Source organism: Saccharothrix longispora (genome assembly GCF_031455225.1).
Taxonomy (GTDB): domain Bacteria; phylum Actinomycetota; class Actinomycetes; order Mycobacteriales; family Pseudonocardiaceae; genus Actinosynnema; species Actinosynnema longispora.
Genome location: NZ_JAVDSG010000001.1, coordinates 5,804,403 through 5,819,135 on the forward strand (window position 1 = coordinate 5,804,403; position 14,733 = coordinate 5,819,135).

Below are 14,733 nucleotides of genomic sequence, written 5' to 3' on the forward strand. Positions count from 1 at the left end.
GTTCCCGTTCGTCGGCCGAGCCGTCGGGGCGCACGTCCCGGCGGCTCGGCCGTTTCCCCGTCTTGGAGGACGACGTGTACTTCACCGACCGCGGCATCGAGGAGCTGGAGAGCCGGCGCGGCGAGGAGGAGGTCACGCTGGCGTGGCTGGCCGACAGGCTGCGGGCGTTCGTCGACGCGAACCCGGAGTTCGAGACGCCGGTCGAACGCCTGGCGACCTGGCTGGCCCGTGACGACGAGGACGACCCGGAGGACTGACCGGTCAACCAAGCCGCAAGGCCGCGGCGGATTCGATCAGCCCCGAGCGTTCGAGCTGACCGAGGACGTCGTCGATCGTCTCAGGCGGGCTGGTGCGCTCGTCGACGATCTGCTGCACGCACGAGTAGACGACCCGGTCGTTGATGCCGATCAGGTCCAGGACGAAGTCGTCAGGGCTCTTGGCCTCGATGTCCCACCTGACCAGGCACTCGGCCGGGAAGTCCTTGAGGTTGTCGGTCACGATCACCTGCGCGCCACAGCTGATAGCCGCGGCGAGCACGTGCCGGTCGTCCGGGTCGGGCAGGACGAGACCGTCCACCAGTGCTTCGTGGCCGGTCACCAGGCAGTCCGGGACGGAGCGGTTGATCAGGTGGCGGAGCCGGTGGCGCTTGTCCGCCGCGATCCCCTTCCTTTCGAGCGCGCGGTCGAGTTCGGTGAGGATCTGTTCACTCCACTTCGCCTGCACCAACCGCGCTCCGGCCATCCTGAGAAGCAGGTTGCGCACGGTGTTGCCGTACAGGGCACAGGCGTCGTAGACCACGACGAACGCCATTCAGTCGCTTCCCAACTCCTGGTCCAGACGTGTCATCTCGTCGAGGGCCTGCTTGCGTGCGAGGTCGTCGCGACGCATGTAGTCCATCAGCGCGTCGAACCGGACGCGACGGTGCCTGCCCACGAGGCGGTACTCGATCTCACCGCGTTCGAGCAGGCCGATCAGGTACGGCCGGGAGACGTTCAGCATCTCCGCGGCAGTCTGGGTGGTGAGTTCGGCGTTGACCGGGACCACCTGGACGCCTTGGCCGTTGGCCAGTGCCGCCAAGACGTGCACGAACATCTCGACCGCGGGACGCGGCAGCACCAGCGCCTCGTCGGGACCGCCCTCGACGAGGATCTCCAGCTCGTCGGACCGCGCGTCCGGTGAGGCCAGGTAGTCCTTGATCCGCCTTAGAGCACGCGCTGCGGTTCCGCTGTCGACCACGCCGGGCGCCACGTTCGCCGCTTGGACCTTCGCCATCGCTGTCACCTCTAGTCGAATTATTCGCAACAGTCGAAGCAAACGCAACAAGTATCACCCGTCTGCGCGACGCACCACAGCCCAGGCCCGGTGTCAGTCCCGACGGTCTTGTGGGCGCGAGGGACCTGAGGGTCGCCTCAAGCGTCGTCCAGCTCGGCGTCGGCGGTGGGCGGTGGCCGCTCGGCGGCCAGTGGACGATGATCGCCGCCGGCCTGTGCACGCCGGCCGGACGACGTTCTTCCTCCGGGTGTCCGGCGATGGCGCGACCCCGGGCACCCTGGCCGGCCACTCCCCTCGTCGACGGGATCTTCTTCCCTCGTCGCGGCACTGCGCCTCGACCGCACCGCCGACCAGGGGTGACATCCTCCCGCCCACAGCCCGGGCCGGGCGGTGGGCGGGAGGTCGAGATCACCAGGCGTAGGCCTCCGGCGCGGGCTTGCTGCCGTTCGGGCCGGGCGCCGGGAACAGCTCGTCCAGCTTCGCCAGTACCTCGTCGTCCAGCGCGATCTCCACTGACCGCAGCGAGCCGTCCAACTGCTCCATGGTGCGCGGACCGATGATCGGGGCCGTCACGCCCTGCTGGTGCAGCAGCCACGCCACGCCCACGTGCGCCGGGTCCTCACCGAGGTCGGCGGCCAGCTTCTCGTACGCCTCCACGGCGTCGCGGTGCTTCTCCAGGGCCTTCGCGCTGCGCTCGCTGGTGCCGCGGGAACCGCCGCCCTCGCGCTGCTTGCGCAGCACGCCACCGAGCAGACCGCCCTGCAACGGCGACCACGGGATGACGCCGAGGCCGTAGTGGCGTGCCGCCGGCAGGACCTCCAGCTCGACGAAGCGGTTCAGCAGGTTGTAGATCGACTGCTCGCTGACCAGGCCGAGGAAGTGCCTCTCGCGGGCCGCCTCCTGCGCCTGCGCGATGTGCCACCCGGCGAAGTTGGACGACCCGAAGTAGAGGACCTTCCCCTGCTGCCGCAGCACGGAGAACGCCTCCCAGATCTCGTCCCACGGCGTGTTCCGGTCCACGTGGTGCATCTGGAGCAGGTCGAGGTGGTCGGTCTGGAGCCGCCGCAGCGACTCCTCCGCCGCGCGCCGGATGTGCAGGGCGGACAGCCGGCCCTCGTTCGGCCAGTCCCCCATGTCGCCGTACAGCTTGGTGGCGATCACGGTCTTCTCGCGCCGACCGTCGCCCTGGGCGAACCACCGGCCGATGATCTGCTCGGTGACGCCCTCCCCCTTCTGCCAGCCGTAGACGTTCGCGGTGTCGAAGAAGTTCAGGCCGTGCTCGTGCGCGCGGTCCATGATGGCGTGGCTGTCGGCCTCGGACGTCTCGGGGCCGAAGTTCATCGTCCCCAGGCACAGGCGGGACACGGACAGGCCGGAACGGCCGAGCTGGGTGTACTCCATGCCTCCAGCCTGCCCGAGGCCGTCCCGTTCGACCACCGGAGGCGGGTGCGGGCACCGGGATGGCTCGGGGTGGCTCGGGAGCCGAACTGCCGAATCGACGTGAAAGTCCTCGCGGTCCGGAAAGCCTTGCTCAAGATCCGCACGAGCCCGTTCCCACGGGTGCGGGGTCCGAGGGGCCTGCGTGGGGGACGCCGTGCCACTGGTGCACGGCCGCGTCGCCGCGACTCGTCGGCGTCGCGCCGCTGCCCACCCTGCGGACGAGGCCGCCGATCGACCTGCTGCCGTGGATCCGCGGCGAACTGTCCGTGGTGTGCCGGCCCGGGAACGGCATCGCCAGGTCCGCGAGCACCAGGAAGGGCGTCCACGCCTTCGCCCGCCCGGCCGGCGCCACCTGCACCACCAACGCCCCCCATGAACGCCAGGTGCCCGGCGGTCCACGCGCCCCGGTCCCCGTCCGCCGTCGAACCCGTCGAAGATCCGGAAGATCCCGTACACCAGCATCAGCTCACTTCAAGGAGTGAGTCAGCGTTGATCCGCAGTCACTAGGTTCACCCGACAAGACAACCATTCGAGTGATGAAATGGGAACTGGTGTTCGAATAGCCTGAATTCATGGACGTGTCGCCCGCGCTGCTCTCCGACGATGGTGTGTTCGCCACCATCGCCGAGACCGAGGCCGTGCTGCGCGCACTGCACCTGCGGCGGTTGCGACTGTTGGCCGAGGTGCTGCGGCGCGGGCTCGACACCGACACCTACCGGCGTCTGGTGCGCGCCGACCCGCGGGAGGTGAAGCGGTGGACGGCGCAGGTGACCCTGTTCCTGCCCTCGCTCAGCCCCACCGGGCAGCCGCTCCCGCCCCTGCACCCCGTGACGGGTGCGGTGTTGGAGGAACTCTCCGACGGGCACCTCACCGAATTGGCGCGGGCCATCTCGCTGCGCCTGCCCGAGGGGTCCGAGGAAATCCTGGTCGAGGCGGCGCGATCGGTGGAGCCGAAAGCGGTGCGGCAGTTGGCCGACCGGATTCGAGACCGCGCCGAACAGGACCGCGTGGACGAGGTGGACGAGGCCGCCGCCGACCCCGGCGACGTGCTGCACCTGCGCGACCTGCCCGGCGGACGACTCGAATTCTTCGGAGAACTGTCCGCCGAGACCGGGGCGCGGTTCACCGCGATGCTCGAACCACTCTCCACACCCCGACCGGACGGCCCACGCGACGCGGCACGACGCAGGGGTGAGGCATTCGCCGACCTGATCGCACTGGCGTCACGCTCCACCGACCTGCCTTCAGAGGCCGGAGAGCGCCCGCACATCAGCGTCACCATCGACCACGACACCCTGCGTCGCGGTGTCGGGCACGCCTTGCTCGACGGCGACCGGCACCTCAGCGCGGCCCAAGCCCGCCGCATCGCCTGCGACGCCAAAATCGTCCCCGTCGTACTCGGCGGCGACTCCGAAGTGCTCGACCTGGGACGCGCCAAACGGACCGTGAGCGTCGCCCAGCGCCGGGCTTTGCACGCCCGCGACCGGGGCTGCGCCTTCCCGGGCTGTCACCGACCACCCAAGTGGTGCGACGCCCACCACATCCAACACTGGGCCGACGGCGGGTCTACCGACCTGGCGAACCTCGTCCTGCTCTGCCGCACCCACCACACGCTCATCCACCACTCACAGTGGCAGATCACCACCACCGGCGGAACACCGACCTTCATCCCACCCCGACACATCGACCCCGCACAGAGGCCACGCCAGAACCTGCTCCACCGACCACCCACACCCATGTCGGCTCCGCTGGCCGCGTGAACGCACACCGGTCAGCGGACCTGCCGGCCTTCGCGCCACACGGCGTGGGTGAGGGGCACCCCGGGACGGTAGGCGAGGTGCGTCGCGGAAGGTGCTTCGAGCACGTGCACATCGGCTCGCGCGCCGACTCCCAGGTGTCCCACATCGCTGCGCCGCAACGCCTTGGCCCCGCCCAGCGTCGCCGCCGCGACCGCTTCCTCGACCGTCAGCCCCATCTGGAGCACGGCGATGGCGACGTTGAACGCCATGGACGTCGTGTACGAACTGCCTGGGTTGCAGTTGCTGGCCAACGCGATGGTCGCCCCGGCGTCGAGCAGCCGACGCCCCGGTGCCAGAGGTTGTCTTGTCGACAAATCGCACGCCGGCAGCAGGGTGGCGACCGTGCGCGACCGCGAGAGCGCTTCTACGTCCGCGTCCGACAGGTACGTGCAGTGGTCGACGCTCGCCGCCCCCAACTCCACGGCCAACCTCACGCCGGGACCTTCGCCCAACTGGTTGCCGTGCACCCGCAGACCGAGCCCTCTGGCCGCCGCCGCCTCCAGCACGGTCCGCGACTCGTCCTCGTCGAACGCACCGCGCTCGCAGAACACATCCGCCCACCGTGCGTACGGCACCACGGCATCGAGCATCATGCCCGCCACCAGAGACACATAAGCGTCTTTGTCGACGTCCGCAGGCACCAGGTGCGCGCCGAGGAAGGTCACCTCGTCGACCACACCGGCCGCGATCCGGGCCGAGCGCACCTCGTCGGCGACGGTCAGGCCGTAGCCGGTCTTGGTCTCGACGGTGGTGGTGCCTTGGTGGGCGGCTTCCGCGACGTGCTTGTGCAGGTTGACGAGCAGGTCGTCGTCGGATGCCTCGCGGGTCGCCCCGACGGTCACCGCGATGCCGCCGGCGGTGTACGCCTGGCCAGCCATGCGGGCCTCGAACTCGGCGGTGCGGTCGCCGGCGAAGAGGAGGTGGGTGTGGCTGTCGACCCAACCGGGCAGCACCGCGCGGCCGGCCACGTCGATCCGCTCGTCGGCGGCGGGGGCGGAGGATGCCGGGCCGACCCACCGGACGTGCGAGTCGAAGACGATCGCCGCGTCGGTCAGGCGGCCGAGCCCGGGGTCGTTGGTGGTCAACTCCCCGATGCCGGTGATGAGGGTGCTGTGCACCGCCGGATCGCTCACCGCCGCACGAACCGCCGCCAAGCGGGCGCGGAGAACGCCAACCGGGGGCCGGGCGGGTTCTTGGAATCCCGCACCGCCACCTGAGGGGACGGGAACGCCACCTCGACGCAGTTGTCGTTCCCGCCGCTGCCGCTGCGACTGCTCTTCCGCCAAACCAGACCGGTCGTGTCCACGGTGCGCCGCCCTCTCACTCGAATTCGGCATGGACCCGCTCGATCAAAGCGACCGACTCGGCCGGAGCCAGGGCGAGCCCGCGCAGGTTCTCGAACAACACCTTAGCCCGGTTCACCTGATCGGGATCTTCACTGTGCAGCGCCCCTGTCGCGTAGGAGACGTACAGCAGGGGCGGTTCCGCCGGGTCGGGGAAGTAGAGCAGCGTGAAGGGTCCGCGCTGCCCCGCATGAGCACCGATGGTCTGCGGTAGGACGCGGAGGTCGACCGTGTCGATTTCGGCGACCATCGTCAGGTACTCCAACTGCTCCCTCATGAGAGCACTGCTACCGATGCGCTGGCGCAATGCGGTTTCGTCGACCAGGGCGGTCAGGTGGAGCGGGTCGTCCTCGGCGATCAGGCGGCGCTGGCGCACCATCCTGACCTTCACGTGGGCCGCCAACTCCGGCTTGCTCCAGCGCTGGCCACTTTCGAGCACCGCGCGGGCGTAGTCCTCCGTCTGGAGGAGGCCGGGGACGTGGAGGAGGGTCAACTCCCGCACGGCCACCGCCTCCGTCTCTATGTCGACATAACCCATGTTGCGGAGGCCGTAGGTGGTCCACCACCCCGGTGCCAGGGCGTCGCGGACCTGGTCGAGCAGGTCGGGGGCGTAGTGGTCGTAGACGTCCATCATGGTGCGGGCCAGGTGGACGTCGACCTTCGTCTCCCCCGCCTCGATCCGGTAGAGCGAGTTGCGGTGCTTGTCGAGGCGCGCGGCGGCGTCCTCGATGGTCATCCCGGCTTCCTCGCGCATCCGGCGCAAGCGGCGGGCCAACTTCCGGCGGCGGAACGACGGGCGCATCGGCATGGCACATGATGGGCAGGCGGGGTCCCGGGACTGGGAATCCCGTTACCCGATCAGGTGAGCCCGCCAGTCGAGCCCGCTCAGTCGAGCCCCGTCAGTCGAGCCCGGTCAGTCGAGCAGTGGCCGCAGCGCCTCGCCCAGCAGCCTCGGCACGTCGCCCAGTGCCTCGTGCACGCCGTCGCGCGCGATCACCCGACCTCCGGCCACGACGACCGACACGTCGGACGCCGTCGCCGCCATCACGACCTGGCCCGGTTCCACCCCCGTCGTGCGCACGGAGTCCAGCCTGACCGACACCAGGTCGCACGGCGCGCCGACCACGATGCCGCCCGCTTCCGGCCACCCGATCGCGGCGTGGTTGGCCAGCGCCCCGACCAGCTCCGCCGGCGTGAACCGTCCCCTGTGGCCGGTGCGCAGGCGCTCGCCGTGCTCCAGCGCGCGGGCTTCCGCCAGCAGGTCCACCACGGCGTGCTGGTCGCTGCCCAGGGACAGCGGTGAACCGGCGTCCGCGAGTTCGCGTGCCGGGCCGATGCCGTCGGCCAGGTCGGCCTCCGTCGAGGGGCAGAGGCAGACCCCGGAGGACGCTCCGCCCAGCAGGGCGATGTCCTCGTCCGTCAGGTGGGTGCCGTGGACGGCGGTGGTGCGCTCGGTGAGGGCGCCGGCCTCGGCGAGCAGCCGGGTGGGCGTCAGGCCGTACGCGTCGAGGCACGCCCGGTTCTCGGCGGGTTGCTCCGACAGGTGGACGTGCAGCGGCCGGTCCGGGAAGGCGCCCGCGACCAGCGCCAGGGTGTCACGGGGCACGGCGCGCACGGAGTGGATCGCGGCGCCGATCCTCGTGTTGTCGTCCCCGCGCAGCTCGGCGACCCGGTCGAGCCACGCGTCGCCGGTGCCGTCGGAGAACTTCTCCTGCACGCCGCGCACGGGTTCGCCGATGCCGCCCGCCAGGTAGCAGGCGTCCAGCAGGGTGATGCGGATGCCGGCGTCTCGGGCGGCCTGGCGCAGCGCCTCGGCCATCTCGTTGCCGCCGTCGTGCAGGTAGTGGAACTCGCCGACGGCGGTCACGCCGGCCACCGCCATCTCCGCGTACACCGCGCGGGCCAGCCGCAGGTACGAGTCGGGCGTCAACCGGTCGGCCAGCTCGTACATGGCGTCACGCCACGTCCAGAACGTCCCGCCGCCACCGTGCGTGCGCCCGCGCAACGCCCGGTGGAACGCGTGCGAGTGCGCGTTGGCGAACCCGGGCAGCACCAGGCCGTACAACCGCTCCACGCCGAGCGGGATGGTGTCCACGGTGGACACGGAGACGATCCGGCCGCGGTCCACGCGCACCAGTACGCGGGCGGCGACGCCGTCCGGCAGCCACGCCCGTTCACACCAGTAGCTCTTCACCGGGCGTCTCCCGCGGACGCCAGGTGCTCCAGGGTCGCGGCGAGCGCCGCCACGCCCGCCGCGCAGTCGTCCGCCTCGGCGAACTCGGCGGGCGCGTGGCTCACCCCCGTGGGGTTGCGCACGAACAGCATCGCGGTGGGCACGTGCGCGGCGAGGATGCCCGCGTCGTGCCCGGCCCCGGTGGGCAGGGCCGGGGTGTCCTCACCGATGGCTCGTCGCACGTCGGCCATCAAAGCAGGGTCGAAGAGCACCGTGCCACCCCAGCTCTCCTCGGCGACCCGCACCTCGCACCCCTCGTCGGCGGCGGCCCGGCGGGCGGCGGAGGTGATCCGCTCGACCACCTCGCGGGTGTGCGGCTCGTCGTCGGCCCGCGCGTCGAGCCAGACGTCGACCGACGAGGCGATCACGTTCGTGCCGCCGGGGTTGGGCGCGATCCGCCCGACGGTCGCCCGCGCGCCGTCCCGGGCGGCCCGGCGCGCGGCCACCACCAGCTGCGCGGCCGGGAGCATCGGGTCCCGGCGGTCTTCCATCAGCGTCGCGCCGGCGTGGTTGCCCTCACCGGTGAACGTGTAGCGCCACCGGCCGTGCGCGAGGATCGACGACGCCAGGCCCACCGGCACGTCCAGGCCGCGGCCCTGCTCGACGTGCAGCTCCACGAACGCGCCCACGTGCGCCAGGGCGGGTTCGTCGCGTCCCATCCGCAGCGGGTCGAAGCCCGCCGCGTGGGCCGCCTCGCCGAACGTCACGCCGTCGGCGTCGGTCAGCCGGGCCGCCGCCTCGGGGGTGATCGCGCCGGTCATCAGCCGCGACCCGAGGCACGCCACGCCGAAGCGCCCGCCCTCCTCCTCCACGAACACCACGATCGCCAGCGGCTTCGCCGGCTCGAACCCGCCCGCCCGCAGCAGGTCCACCGCCTGCAACGCCGACACCACGCCCAGCGGGCCGTCGAACGCCCCACCTCCGGGCACCGAGTCCAGGTGGCTCCCGGTCACCACCGCGCCGGGTCCCGGCGCGCCCCACCACGCCCACAGGTTCCCGTTGCGGTCCGGCCGCACGTCCAGCCCCCGCCGCCGCGCCTCCTCGGTGAACCACTCGCGCAGCTCCAGCTCGACCCGGTCGAACCCGTGCCGCGAGTACCCGCCCCGCCGGAGGTCGCGGCCGACGTCGGCGAGGTCCGCGAGGTCCGTCATCAGGCACCGGCCATGGGGATGGCCACACCGCGCTCGGCGGCCACGTCGACCGCCCGCTGGTACCCGGCGTCCACGTGCCGGATGACGCCCATGCCGGGGTCGTTGGTCAGCACCCGCTCGATCTTCCGCGCGGCCAGCTCCGTGCCGTCCGCCACCGTCACCTGCCCGGCGTGGATCGACCGCCCGATGCCGACCCCGCCACCGTGGTGCAGCGACACCCAGGTCGCCCCCGAAGCCGTGTTGACCAGCGCGTTCAGCAGCGGCCAGTCGGCGATCGCGTCGGAACCGTCGGCCATCGCCTCGGTCTCCCGGTACGGGGAGGCGACCGAACCGCAGTCGAGGTGGTCGCGCCCGATGACGATCGGCGCGGACAGCTCCCCCGACGCGACCATCTCGTTGAACTTGAGCCCGGCCCGGTGGCGCTCGCCGTACCCGAGCCAGCAGATGCGGGCGGGCAGCCCCTGGAACTCGACCCGCTCACCGGCCATCCTGATCCACCGCGCGAGCTTCTCGTCCTCGGGGAACAGCTCCAGGATCGCCCGGTCGGTCGCGGCGATGTCGGCCGGGTCGCCGGACAGCGCGGCCCACCGGAACGGGCCCTTGCCCTCGCAGAACAGCGGGCGGATGTAGGCGGGCACGAAGCCGGGGAAGTCGAACGCCCGCTCGTAGCCGCCCAGCTTCGCCTCACCGCGGATCGAGTTGCCGTAGTCGAACACCTCGGCGCCGCGGTCGAGGAACCCGACCATGGCCTCCACGTGCCGCGCCATCGAGGCGCGCGCCCGGTCGGTGAACTCCTCGGGCTTCTTCGCGGCGTAGTCGGCCCAGTCGTCCACCGACACGCCGACCGGCAGGTACGCCAGCGGGTCGTGCGCGGACGTCTGGTCGGTCACGACGTCCACCGGCACGTCCCGGCGCAGCAGCTCCGGCAGCACCTCGGCGGCGTTGCCGATGACGCCCACGGACAGCGCGCGCCCCTCGGCCCTGGCCGCCAGCACCCGCGCGACCGCGTCGTCCAGGTCGTCGGCGACCTCGTCCAGGTAGCGGGTCTCGACCCGGCGGCGGGCGCGGGCCGGGTCCGCCTCGACGCACAGCGCGACACCCTCGTTCATGGTCACCGCGAGCGGCTGCGCGCCGCCCATGCCGCCCAGGCCGGCGGTCACCGTCAAGGTGCCCTTCAGCGTCCCGCCGAACCGCTTGTCGGCCACCGCGGCGAACGTCTCGTAGGTGCCCTGGAGGATGCCCTGGGTGCCGATGTAGATCCACGACCCGGCCGTCATCTGGCCGTACATGGTCAGGCCCTCGGCCTCCAGCCTGCGGAACTCGGGCCAGTTGGCCCAGTCCGGCACGAGGTTGGAGTTGGCGATCAGCACGCGCGGCGCCCACTCGTGCGTGCGCATCACGCCCACCGGGCGGCCGGACTGCACGAGCAGCGTCTCGTCGTCGGCCAGGTTCGCCAGCTCGCGCGAGATGGCGTGGAAGCTCGGCCAGTCGCGGGCGGCCTTGCCGGTGCCGCCGTAGACCACCAGGTCCTCGGGGTGCTCGGCGACGTCCGGGTCCAGGTTGTTGTGGAACATCCGCAGCGCGGCCTCGGTGGGCCAGCTGCGCGCGGTCAGCTCGGTTCCTCGTGCGGCGCGGACCATCAGATCGCTCCATTCCGGATGAGTTCCTCGGCGGCGGCGATCTCCGGGGCGAGGTGGCGGTCCGGGCCGGGGCCCGGGACGTGCTCGCGGAGCGTCGCGACGGCCGCCGCGGTGGCGGGTGCGGGCGTGAGCGGGTGGCGGAGGTCCAGCGCGCGGGCCGCGGTGATCAGCTCGATCGCGAGGACCCGGCGCAGGCCGGCCACGGACTGGCGGAGCTTGCGGGCGGAGGACCAGCCCATCGAGACGTGATCCTCCTGCATGGCGCTGCTCGGGATCGAGTCCACCGACGCGGGCACCGCCAGCCGCTTCAGCTCGCTCACGATCGCGGCCTGGGTGTACTGGGCGATCATGTGGCCGGAGTCGACGCCCGGGTCGTGCGCCAGGAACGGCGGCAGCCCGTGCGAGCGGTTCACGTCGAGCATCCGGTCGGTGCGGCGCTCGGAGATGCTCGCCACGTCCGCCGTCGGGATGGCCAGGAAGTCCAGCACGTACGCGAGCGGCGCGCCGTGGAAGTTGCCGTTGGACTCGACCCGGCCGTCGGCCAGCACCACCGGGTTGTCGATCGCCGAGGCCAGCTCGCGGTCGGCGACGACCTCGGCGTAGGCGACCGTGTCGCGGGCCGCGCCGTGCACCTGCGGCGAGCAGCGCAGCGAGTAGGCGTCCTGGACGCGCGTGCAGTCCGGGCCGCGGTGGCTCTCCACGATCTCCGAGCCGCGCAGGAACTCGGCCATCCGGCGGGCCGAACGCCCCTGGCCGGGGTGCGGGCGCAGCGCGTGCAGCTCCTCCGCGAACACGCGGTCGGTGCCCAGCAGGGCCTCCACGCTCATCGCCGCGGTCAGGTCGGCGACGTCGAGCAGGTGGTGCAGGTCGTGGATCGCGAGCACCAGCATGCCGAGCATGCCGTCGGTGCCGTTGATCAGCGCCAGGCCCTCCTTCTCGGCGAGCCGCACCGGCTCGATCCCGGCCTTCGCGAGGGCGTCGGCGGCGGGCAGCAGCACGTCGTCGGCATCGCGCACGTACCCCTCGCCGGTCAGCGCGAGCGCGGCGGCGGACAGCGGCGCCAGGTCGCCGGAGCAGCCCAGCGAGCCGTACTCGTGCACCACGGGCGTGATGCCCGCGTTGAGCATCGCGGCCATCGCCTCGGCGGTCTGCGGGCGGACGCCGGTGTGCCCGGTGGTGAGGGTCTTCAGGCGCAGGAGGACGAGCGCGCGGACGACCTCGCGCTCCACCTCGGGTCCCGAGCCCGCCGCGTGCGACCGGACCAGGGACTGCTGGAGGGCGGCCCGGCGGTCCGGCGGGATGTGCCGGACGGCCAGCGCGCCGAACCCGGTGGACACGCCGTAGGTCGGCTGCTCCGCCGTGGCCAGGCGCTCGATGTGCGCGCGGGCGGCGGCGACCGCCTCGCGGGCCGACTCCGCGATCTCCACGCGCGCGCCACCGCGGGCGACGGCGTGGACGTCGTCGCGGGTCAGGGGCTTGGGACCCAGCTGCACGGGTTGCTGCATGAGCACATCCCACCCCGGCAGCCGGGTCCGCACGACCCGGGAACCCCCGATCGTGTCTGGTATGCCAGACGGTCTACCAGCGGGCGAACCAGTCCACCCGGGGGTCCGGGTCGGTCGTGACCTGCCCGGCCACCTCGACCAGCTCCTCCTCGGCCCCCAGGTCGTCCGGGGCGCCCCGGGCGCGCTGCACGACCAGGTACTGCGCCGGGCGCAGCTCCACGACCAGCACGCCGCGCTCCGGGTAGAAGGAGGCGGGGCGCCCGAGCGCGGTGGTCCGCCGGGGCTCGCCGACCTGGCCGTCGTCGCTGCCGAGGTGGACCGCGTAGGAGCGGCCCCGGTGCTCGCCGCCGGTCTGCGCGGTCCACCGGTCCGGGCCCGTGCCGTGGAGGGAGAACTCCGTCGAGCCCTTCAACGACACCGGCACCGGCACCGGCCTGTCGTCGCGCACGGTCGACTCCGCGATCAGCTTCACCACCGCGCGCGGGTCGGCGACGCCCTGCGGCGACAGGGACAGGAAGCGGGTCGGCTCGGGCTGCCAGTACAGCAGGTCCCCGAAGTAGAAGGCCGGTGCGCCGCGGACGGTCGTCCGGTCCGCCGGGGCCGCCTCCGCCATCCGGTCGGTGAGCAGCTCCACGTCCTGGAACCGCACGCCGAACGTGATCCCCTGCGCGCTCCCGCCGGGCCCCTCGTAGCCGCGCTCGACGCCGTACGCCGCGTAGCTCCGCAGCCGCTCGGCGAACCCCGGCGGCATCCAGGCGGGCGAGTACTCCAGCGACACGGTCCGCACCGCCGGGGCGGGGGCGGACGTCGACGTGGCGGAGATCGCGGGTGGCGCGGTCTCGGCGACCGGGCGGGTGGTGACCGTCGTGATCGCGACGGTGGCCGCGGCGGCCGTGGCGGCGGTCGCGAGGACCAGGAACAGCGGCTTGCGGGGCCTGCGCGGCCGGTGCAGGGCGGCCAGCACGGGGCCGGGCGGCGGGGTGCGCTCGGCGCGCAGCTCCAGGGCGTCCCGGAGCAGCTCCTCGGTACCGGTCTTCCAGGCGTCGTTCACAGCGCCTCCTTCACCCGGTGCGCCGCGCGCAGCGTGGCCAGCGCGCGGGAGACGTGACTGCGGACGGTGACCTGGGAGCAGCCCAGGACCGCGGCGATCTCGGTGTCGTCGTACCCCTCGTAGTACCGCAGCACGACGGCCGCCTTCTGCCTGCGGGGCAGCTTGTCGACGTGCTGGAGCATCGCCTCCCGCTCGTCGTAGCGGTGCGAGACGTCGGGGTCGGGCGGGTCCACGTCGCCCAGCGGCACGTGCGGCCGCAACCGCCGCCGCCAGCTCAGGTACTCGTTGGTGACCATCTTCCTGAGGTAGGCGACCGGCGCGTCCACCGCCGCGATGCGCGCCCACCGCTGCTGGGCGCGGAGGAGGACCTCCTGGACCACGTCCTGGGCCAGGTGCGGGTCGCCGGTCAGCACGGTCGCGTAGCGCAGCAGCGGGGTCACCTGCGCGGTGGCGAACTCCTCGAAGCCGATCGTCATACCCCCTCCAATGCGGCCCGCCGCCGATTTGTTGAGAATGGGCCCGTGGGAGCCAGCAGCGACGTGCCGGCACTGCGGCGCGGGCTCGCGGTGCTGCGGCTGCTGGCCGGCAGACCGGGGCCGATGTCGGCCGCCGCGGTGGCGCGCGAGCTGGGGCTGCCCCGCTCGACGACCTACCACCTGCTGGCGGAGCTGGCCGCCGCCGGGTTCGCGACCCACTTCCCCGAGGAGCGGCGCTACGGGCTGGGCGTGGCCGCGTTCGAACTCGGGTCCGCCTACCTGCGGCACGACCCGCTGGAACGACTCGCGCGGCCCCTGCTGCGGCGGCTCGTGGACCAGCTCGGGCGGACCGCGCACCTCGGCGTGCTGCACGGCGCGGAATCGCTCTACGTGGTGCGCGAGCAGCCGCGGCAGCCGACGACGATCGTGTCGGACGTCGGCGTGCGGCTGCCCGCGCACCTGACCGCGTCCGGGCGTGCCCTGCTGGCGCACCTGCCGGCGGCGCAGGTGCGGGCCCTGTTCCCGGGGGTGTCGTCGTTCGTCGACCGGACCGGCCGGGGTCCCGCCGACCTGCCCGCCCTGCGCCGCCTGCTGACCGCCGAGCGCCGGCGCGGCTGGGCCGTGGAGGACGGGTACGTGACGGCCGGGTTCGCGTCCGTCGCGGCACCGGCGTTCGACCACGGCGGGCGGCCGATCGCGGCGGTCACCGTGACGTTCCGGCACGTGTGCGACGCGCCGGGCGGCGAGTGCGGCGGGACGTGGCCGGAGCTGGCCGCGGAGGCGCGGCGCGCGGCCGACGAGCTGACCGCGCGCCTGCGCTGAG

15 protein-coding genes are annotated in these 14,733 nt (G+C 72.7%); 3 read left to right on the forward strand and 12 right to left on the reverse strand.

Annotated elements, in window-relative coordinates:
• The first annotated feature begins 74 nt into the window (after positions 1-74).
• Positions 75-257, forward strand: a complete 183-nt coding sequence (locus J2S66_RS24240; protein WP_310309575.1) for a DUF6104 family protein — start codon at positions 75-77, stop codon at positions 255-257.
• A gap of 4 nt (positions 258-261) precedes the next feature.
• Here the strand turns inward: J2S66_RS24240 and J2S66_RS24245 are convergent, their stop codons facing one another.
• From J2S66_RS24245 to J2S66_RS24255, 3 genes are all read right to left on the reverse strand, one after another.
• Positions 262-810: a VapC50 family PIN domain-containing toxin gene (locus tag J2S66_RS24245; protein WP_310309576.1), complete on the reverse strand. Its 549-nt coding sequence runs from the start codon at positions 808-810 to the stop codon at positions 262-264.
• Positions 811-1,272: an excisionase family DNA-binding protein gene (locus J2S66_RS24250; protein WP_310309577.1), complete on the reverse strand. Its 462-nt coding sequence runs from the start codon at positions 1,270-1,272 to the stop codon at positions 811-813.
• 408 nt (positions 1,273-1,680) lie between these two features.
• The gene (locus J2S66_RS24255) at positions 1,681-2,673 is read right to left on the reverse strand and encodes an aldo/keto reductase (protein ID WP_310309578.1); all 993 of its coding nucleotides are present in this window, start codon (positions 2,671-2,673) and stop codon (positions 1,681-1,683) included.
• Positions 2,674-3,284: 611 nt separating this feature from the next.
• Here J2S66_RS24255 and J2S66_RS24260 point away from each other — a divergent pair.
• Positions 3,285-4,472 (forward strand): HNH endonuclease signature motif containing protein, encoded by a 1,188-nt coding sequence (locus tag J2S66_RS24260; protein WP_310309579.1) that lies wholly within the window; start codon positions 3,285-3,287, stop codon positions 4,470-4,472.
• 11 nt (positions 4,473-4,483) lie between these two features.
• Here the strand turns inward: J2S66_RS24260 and hutI are convergent, their stop codons facing one another.
• The 9 genes from hutI to J2S66_RS24305 form a co-directional block, all read right to left on the reverse strand.
• On the reverse strand, positions 4,484-5,644 hold the full coding sequence (gene hutI / locus J2S66_RS24265; RefSeq protein ID WP_310309580.1) for an imidazolonepropionase: 1,161 nt from the start codon (positions 5,642-5,644) through the stop codon (positions 4,484-4,486).
• Positions 5,641-5,817 carry a DUF397 domain-containing protein gene (locus J2S66_RS24270; RefSeq protein ID WP_310309581.1) on the reverse strand — a complete coding sequence of 59 codons (177 nt, stop codon included), beginning with the start codon at positions 5,815-5,817 and terminating at the stop codon, positions 5,641-5,643. Before J2S66_RS24270 ends, hutI begins: the two co-directional genes overlap by 4 nt.
• Before the next feature lie 14 nt (positions 5,818-5,831).
• Positions 5,832-6,662, reverse strand: a complete 831-nt coding sequence (locus tag J2S66_RS24275; protein ID WP_310309582.1) for a helix-turn-helix domain-containing protein — start codon at positions 6,660-6,662, stop codon at positions 5,832-5,834.
• A 105-nt stretch (positions 6,663-6,767) separates the two neighbouring features.
• The gene (locus tag J2S66_RS24280; protein WP_310309583.1) at positions 6,768-8,048 is read right to left on the reverse strand and encodes a formimidoylglutamate deiminase; all 1,281 of its coding nucleotides are present in this window, start codon (positions 8,046-8,048) and stop codon (positions 6,768-6,770) included.
• Positions 8,045-9,238 carry an allantoate amidohydrolase gene (locus J2S66_RS24285; protein WP_310309585.1) on the reverse strand — a complete coding sequence of 398 codons (1,194 nt, stop codon included), beginning with the start codon at positions 9,236-9,238 and terminating at the stop codon, positions 8,045-8,047. Before J2S66_RS24285 ends, J2S66_RS24280 begins: the two co-directional genes overlap by 4 nt.
• Positions 9,238-10,878: a urocanate hydratase gene (gene hutU, locus J2S66_RS24290; protein ID WP_310309586.1), complete on the reverse strand. Its 1,641-nt coding sequence runs from the start codon at positions 10,876-10,878 to the stop codon at positions 9,238-9,240. Before hutU ends, J2S66_RS24285 begins: the two co-directional genes overlap by 1 nt.
• The gene (gene hutH, locus J2S66_RS24295) at positions 10,878-12,383 is read right to left on the reverse strand and encodes a histidine ammonia-lyase (RefSeq protein ID WP_310309587.1); all 1,506 of its coding nucleotides are present in this window, start codon (positions 12,381-12,383) and stop codon (positions 10,878-10,880) included. Before hutH ends, hutU begins: the two co-directional genes overlap by 1 nt.
• Before the next feature lie 73 nt (positions 12,384-12,456).
• Complete coding sequence (locus J2S66_RS24300) at positions 12,457-13,434, reverse strand: hypothetical protein (protein WP_310309588.1); 978 nt, start codon at positions 13,432-13,434, stop codon at positions 12,457-12,459.
• Positions 13,431-13,910 carry a SigE family RNA polymerase sigma factor gene (locus J2S66_RS24305; RefSeq protein WP_310309589.1) on the reverse strand — a complete coding sequence of 160 codons (480 nt, stop codon included), beginning with the start codon at positions 13,908-13,910 and terminating at the stop codon, positions 13,431-13,433. The genes J2S66_RS24300 and J2S66_RS24305 overlap by 4 nt, the downstream gene beginning before the upstream one ends.
• A gap of 45 nt (positions 13,911-13,955) precedes the next feature.
• Between J2S66_RS24305 and J2S66_RS24310 the strand changes: the two genes are divergently transcribed.
• On the forward strand, positions 13,956-14,732 hold the full coding sequence (locus J2S66_RS24310; RefSeq protein ID WP_310309590.1) for an IclR family transcriptional regulator: 777 nt from the start codon (positions 13,956-13,958) through the stop codon (positions 14,730-14,732).
• Position 14,733: the final 1 nt, after the last annotated feature.

Bases quoted from the DNA above. Each gene is read 5' to 3' on its own strand.
- J2S66_RS24250 (WP_310309577.1), bottom strand. From the start codon at position 1,272: ATGGCGAAGGTCCAAGCGGCGAACGTGGCGCCCGGCGTGGTCGACAGC.
- J2S66_RS24275 (WP_310309582.1), bottom strand. From the start codon at position 6,662: ATGCCGATGCGCCCGTCGTTCCGCCGCCGGAAGTTGGCCCGCCGCTTG.
- hutH (WP_310309587.1), bottom strand. From the start codon at position 12,383: ATGCAGCAACCCGTGCAGCTGGGTCCCAAGCCCCTGACCCGCGACGAC.
- hutU (WP_310309586.1), bottom strand. From the start codon at position 10,878: ATGGTCCGCGCCGCACGAGGAACCGAGCTGACCGCGCGCAGCTGGCCC.
- J2S66_RS24260 (WP_310309579.1), top strand. From the start codon at position 3,285: ATGGACGTGTCGCCCGCGCTGCTCTCCGACGATGGTGTGTTCGCCACC.
- J2S66_RS24245 (WP_310309576.1), bottom strand. From the start codon at position 810: ATGGCGTTCGTCGTGGTCTACGACGCCTGTGCCCTGTACGGCAACACC.
- J2S66_RS24305 (WP_310309589.1), bottom strand. From the start codon at position 13,910: ATGACGATCGGCTTCGAGGAGTTCGCCACCGCGCAGGTGACCCCGCTG.
- J2S66_RS24285 (WP_310309585.1), bottom strand. From the start codon at position 9,238: ATGACGGACCTCGCGGACCTCGCCGACGTCGGCCGCGACCTCCGGCGG.
- J2S66_RS24255 (WP_310309578.1), bottom strand. From the start codon at position 2,673: ATGGAGTACACCCAGCTCGGCCGTTCCGGCCTGTCCGTGTCCCGCCTG.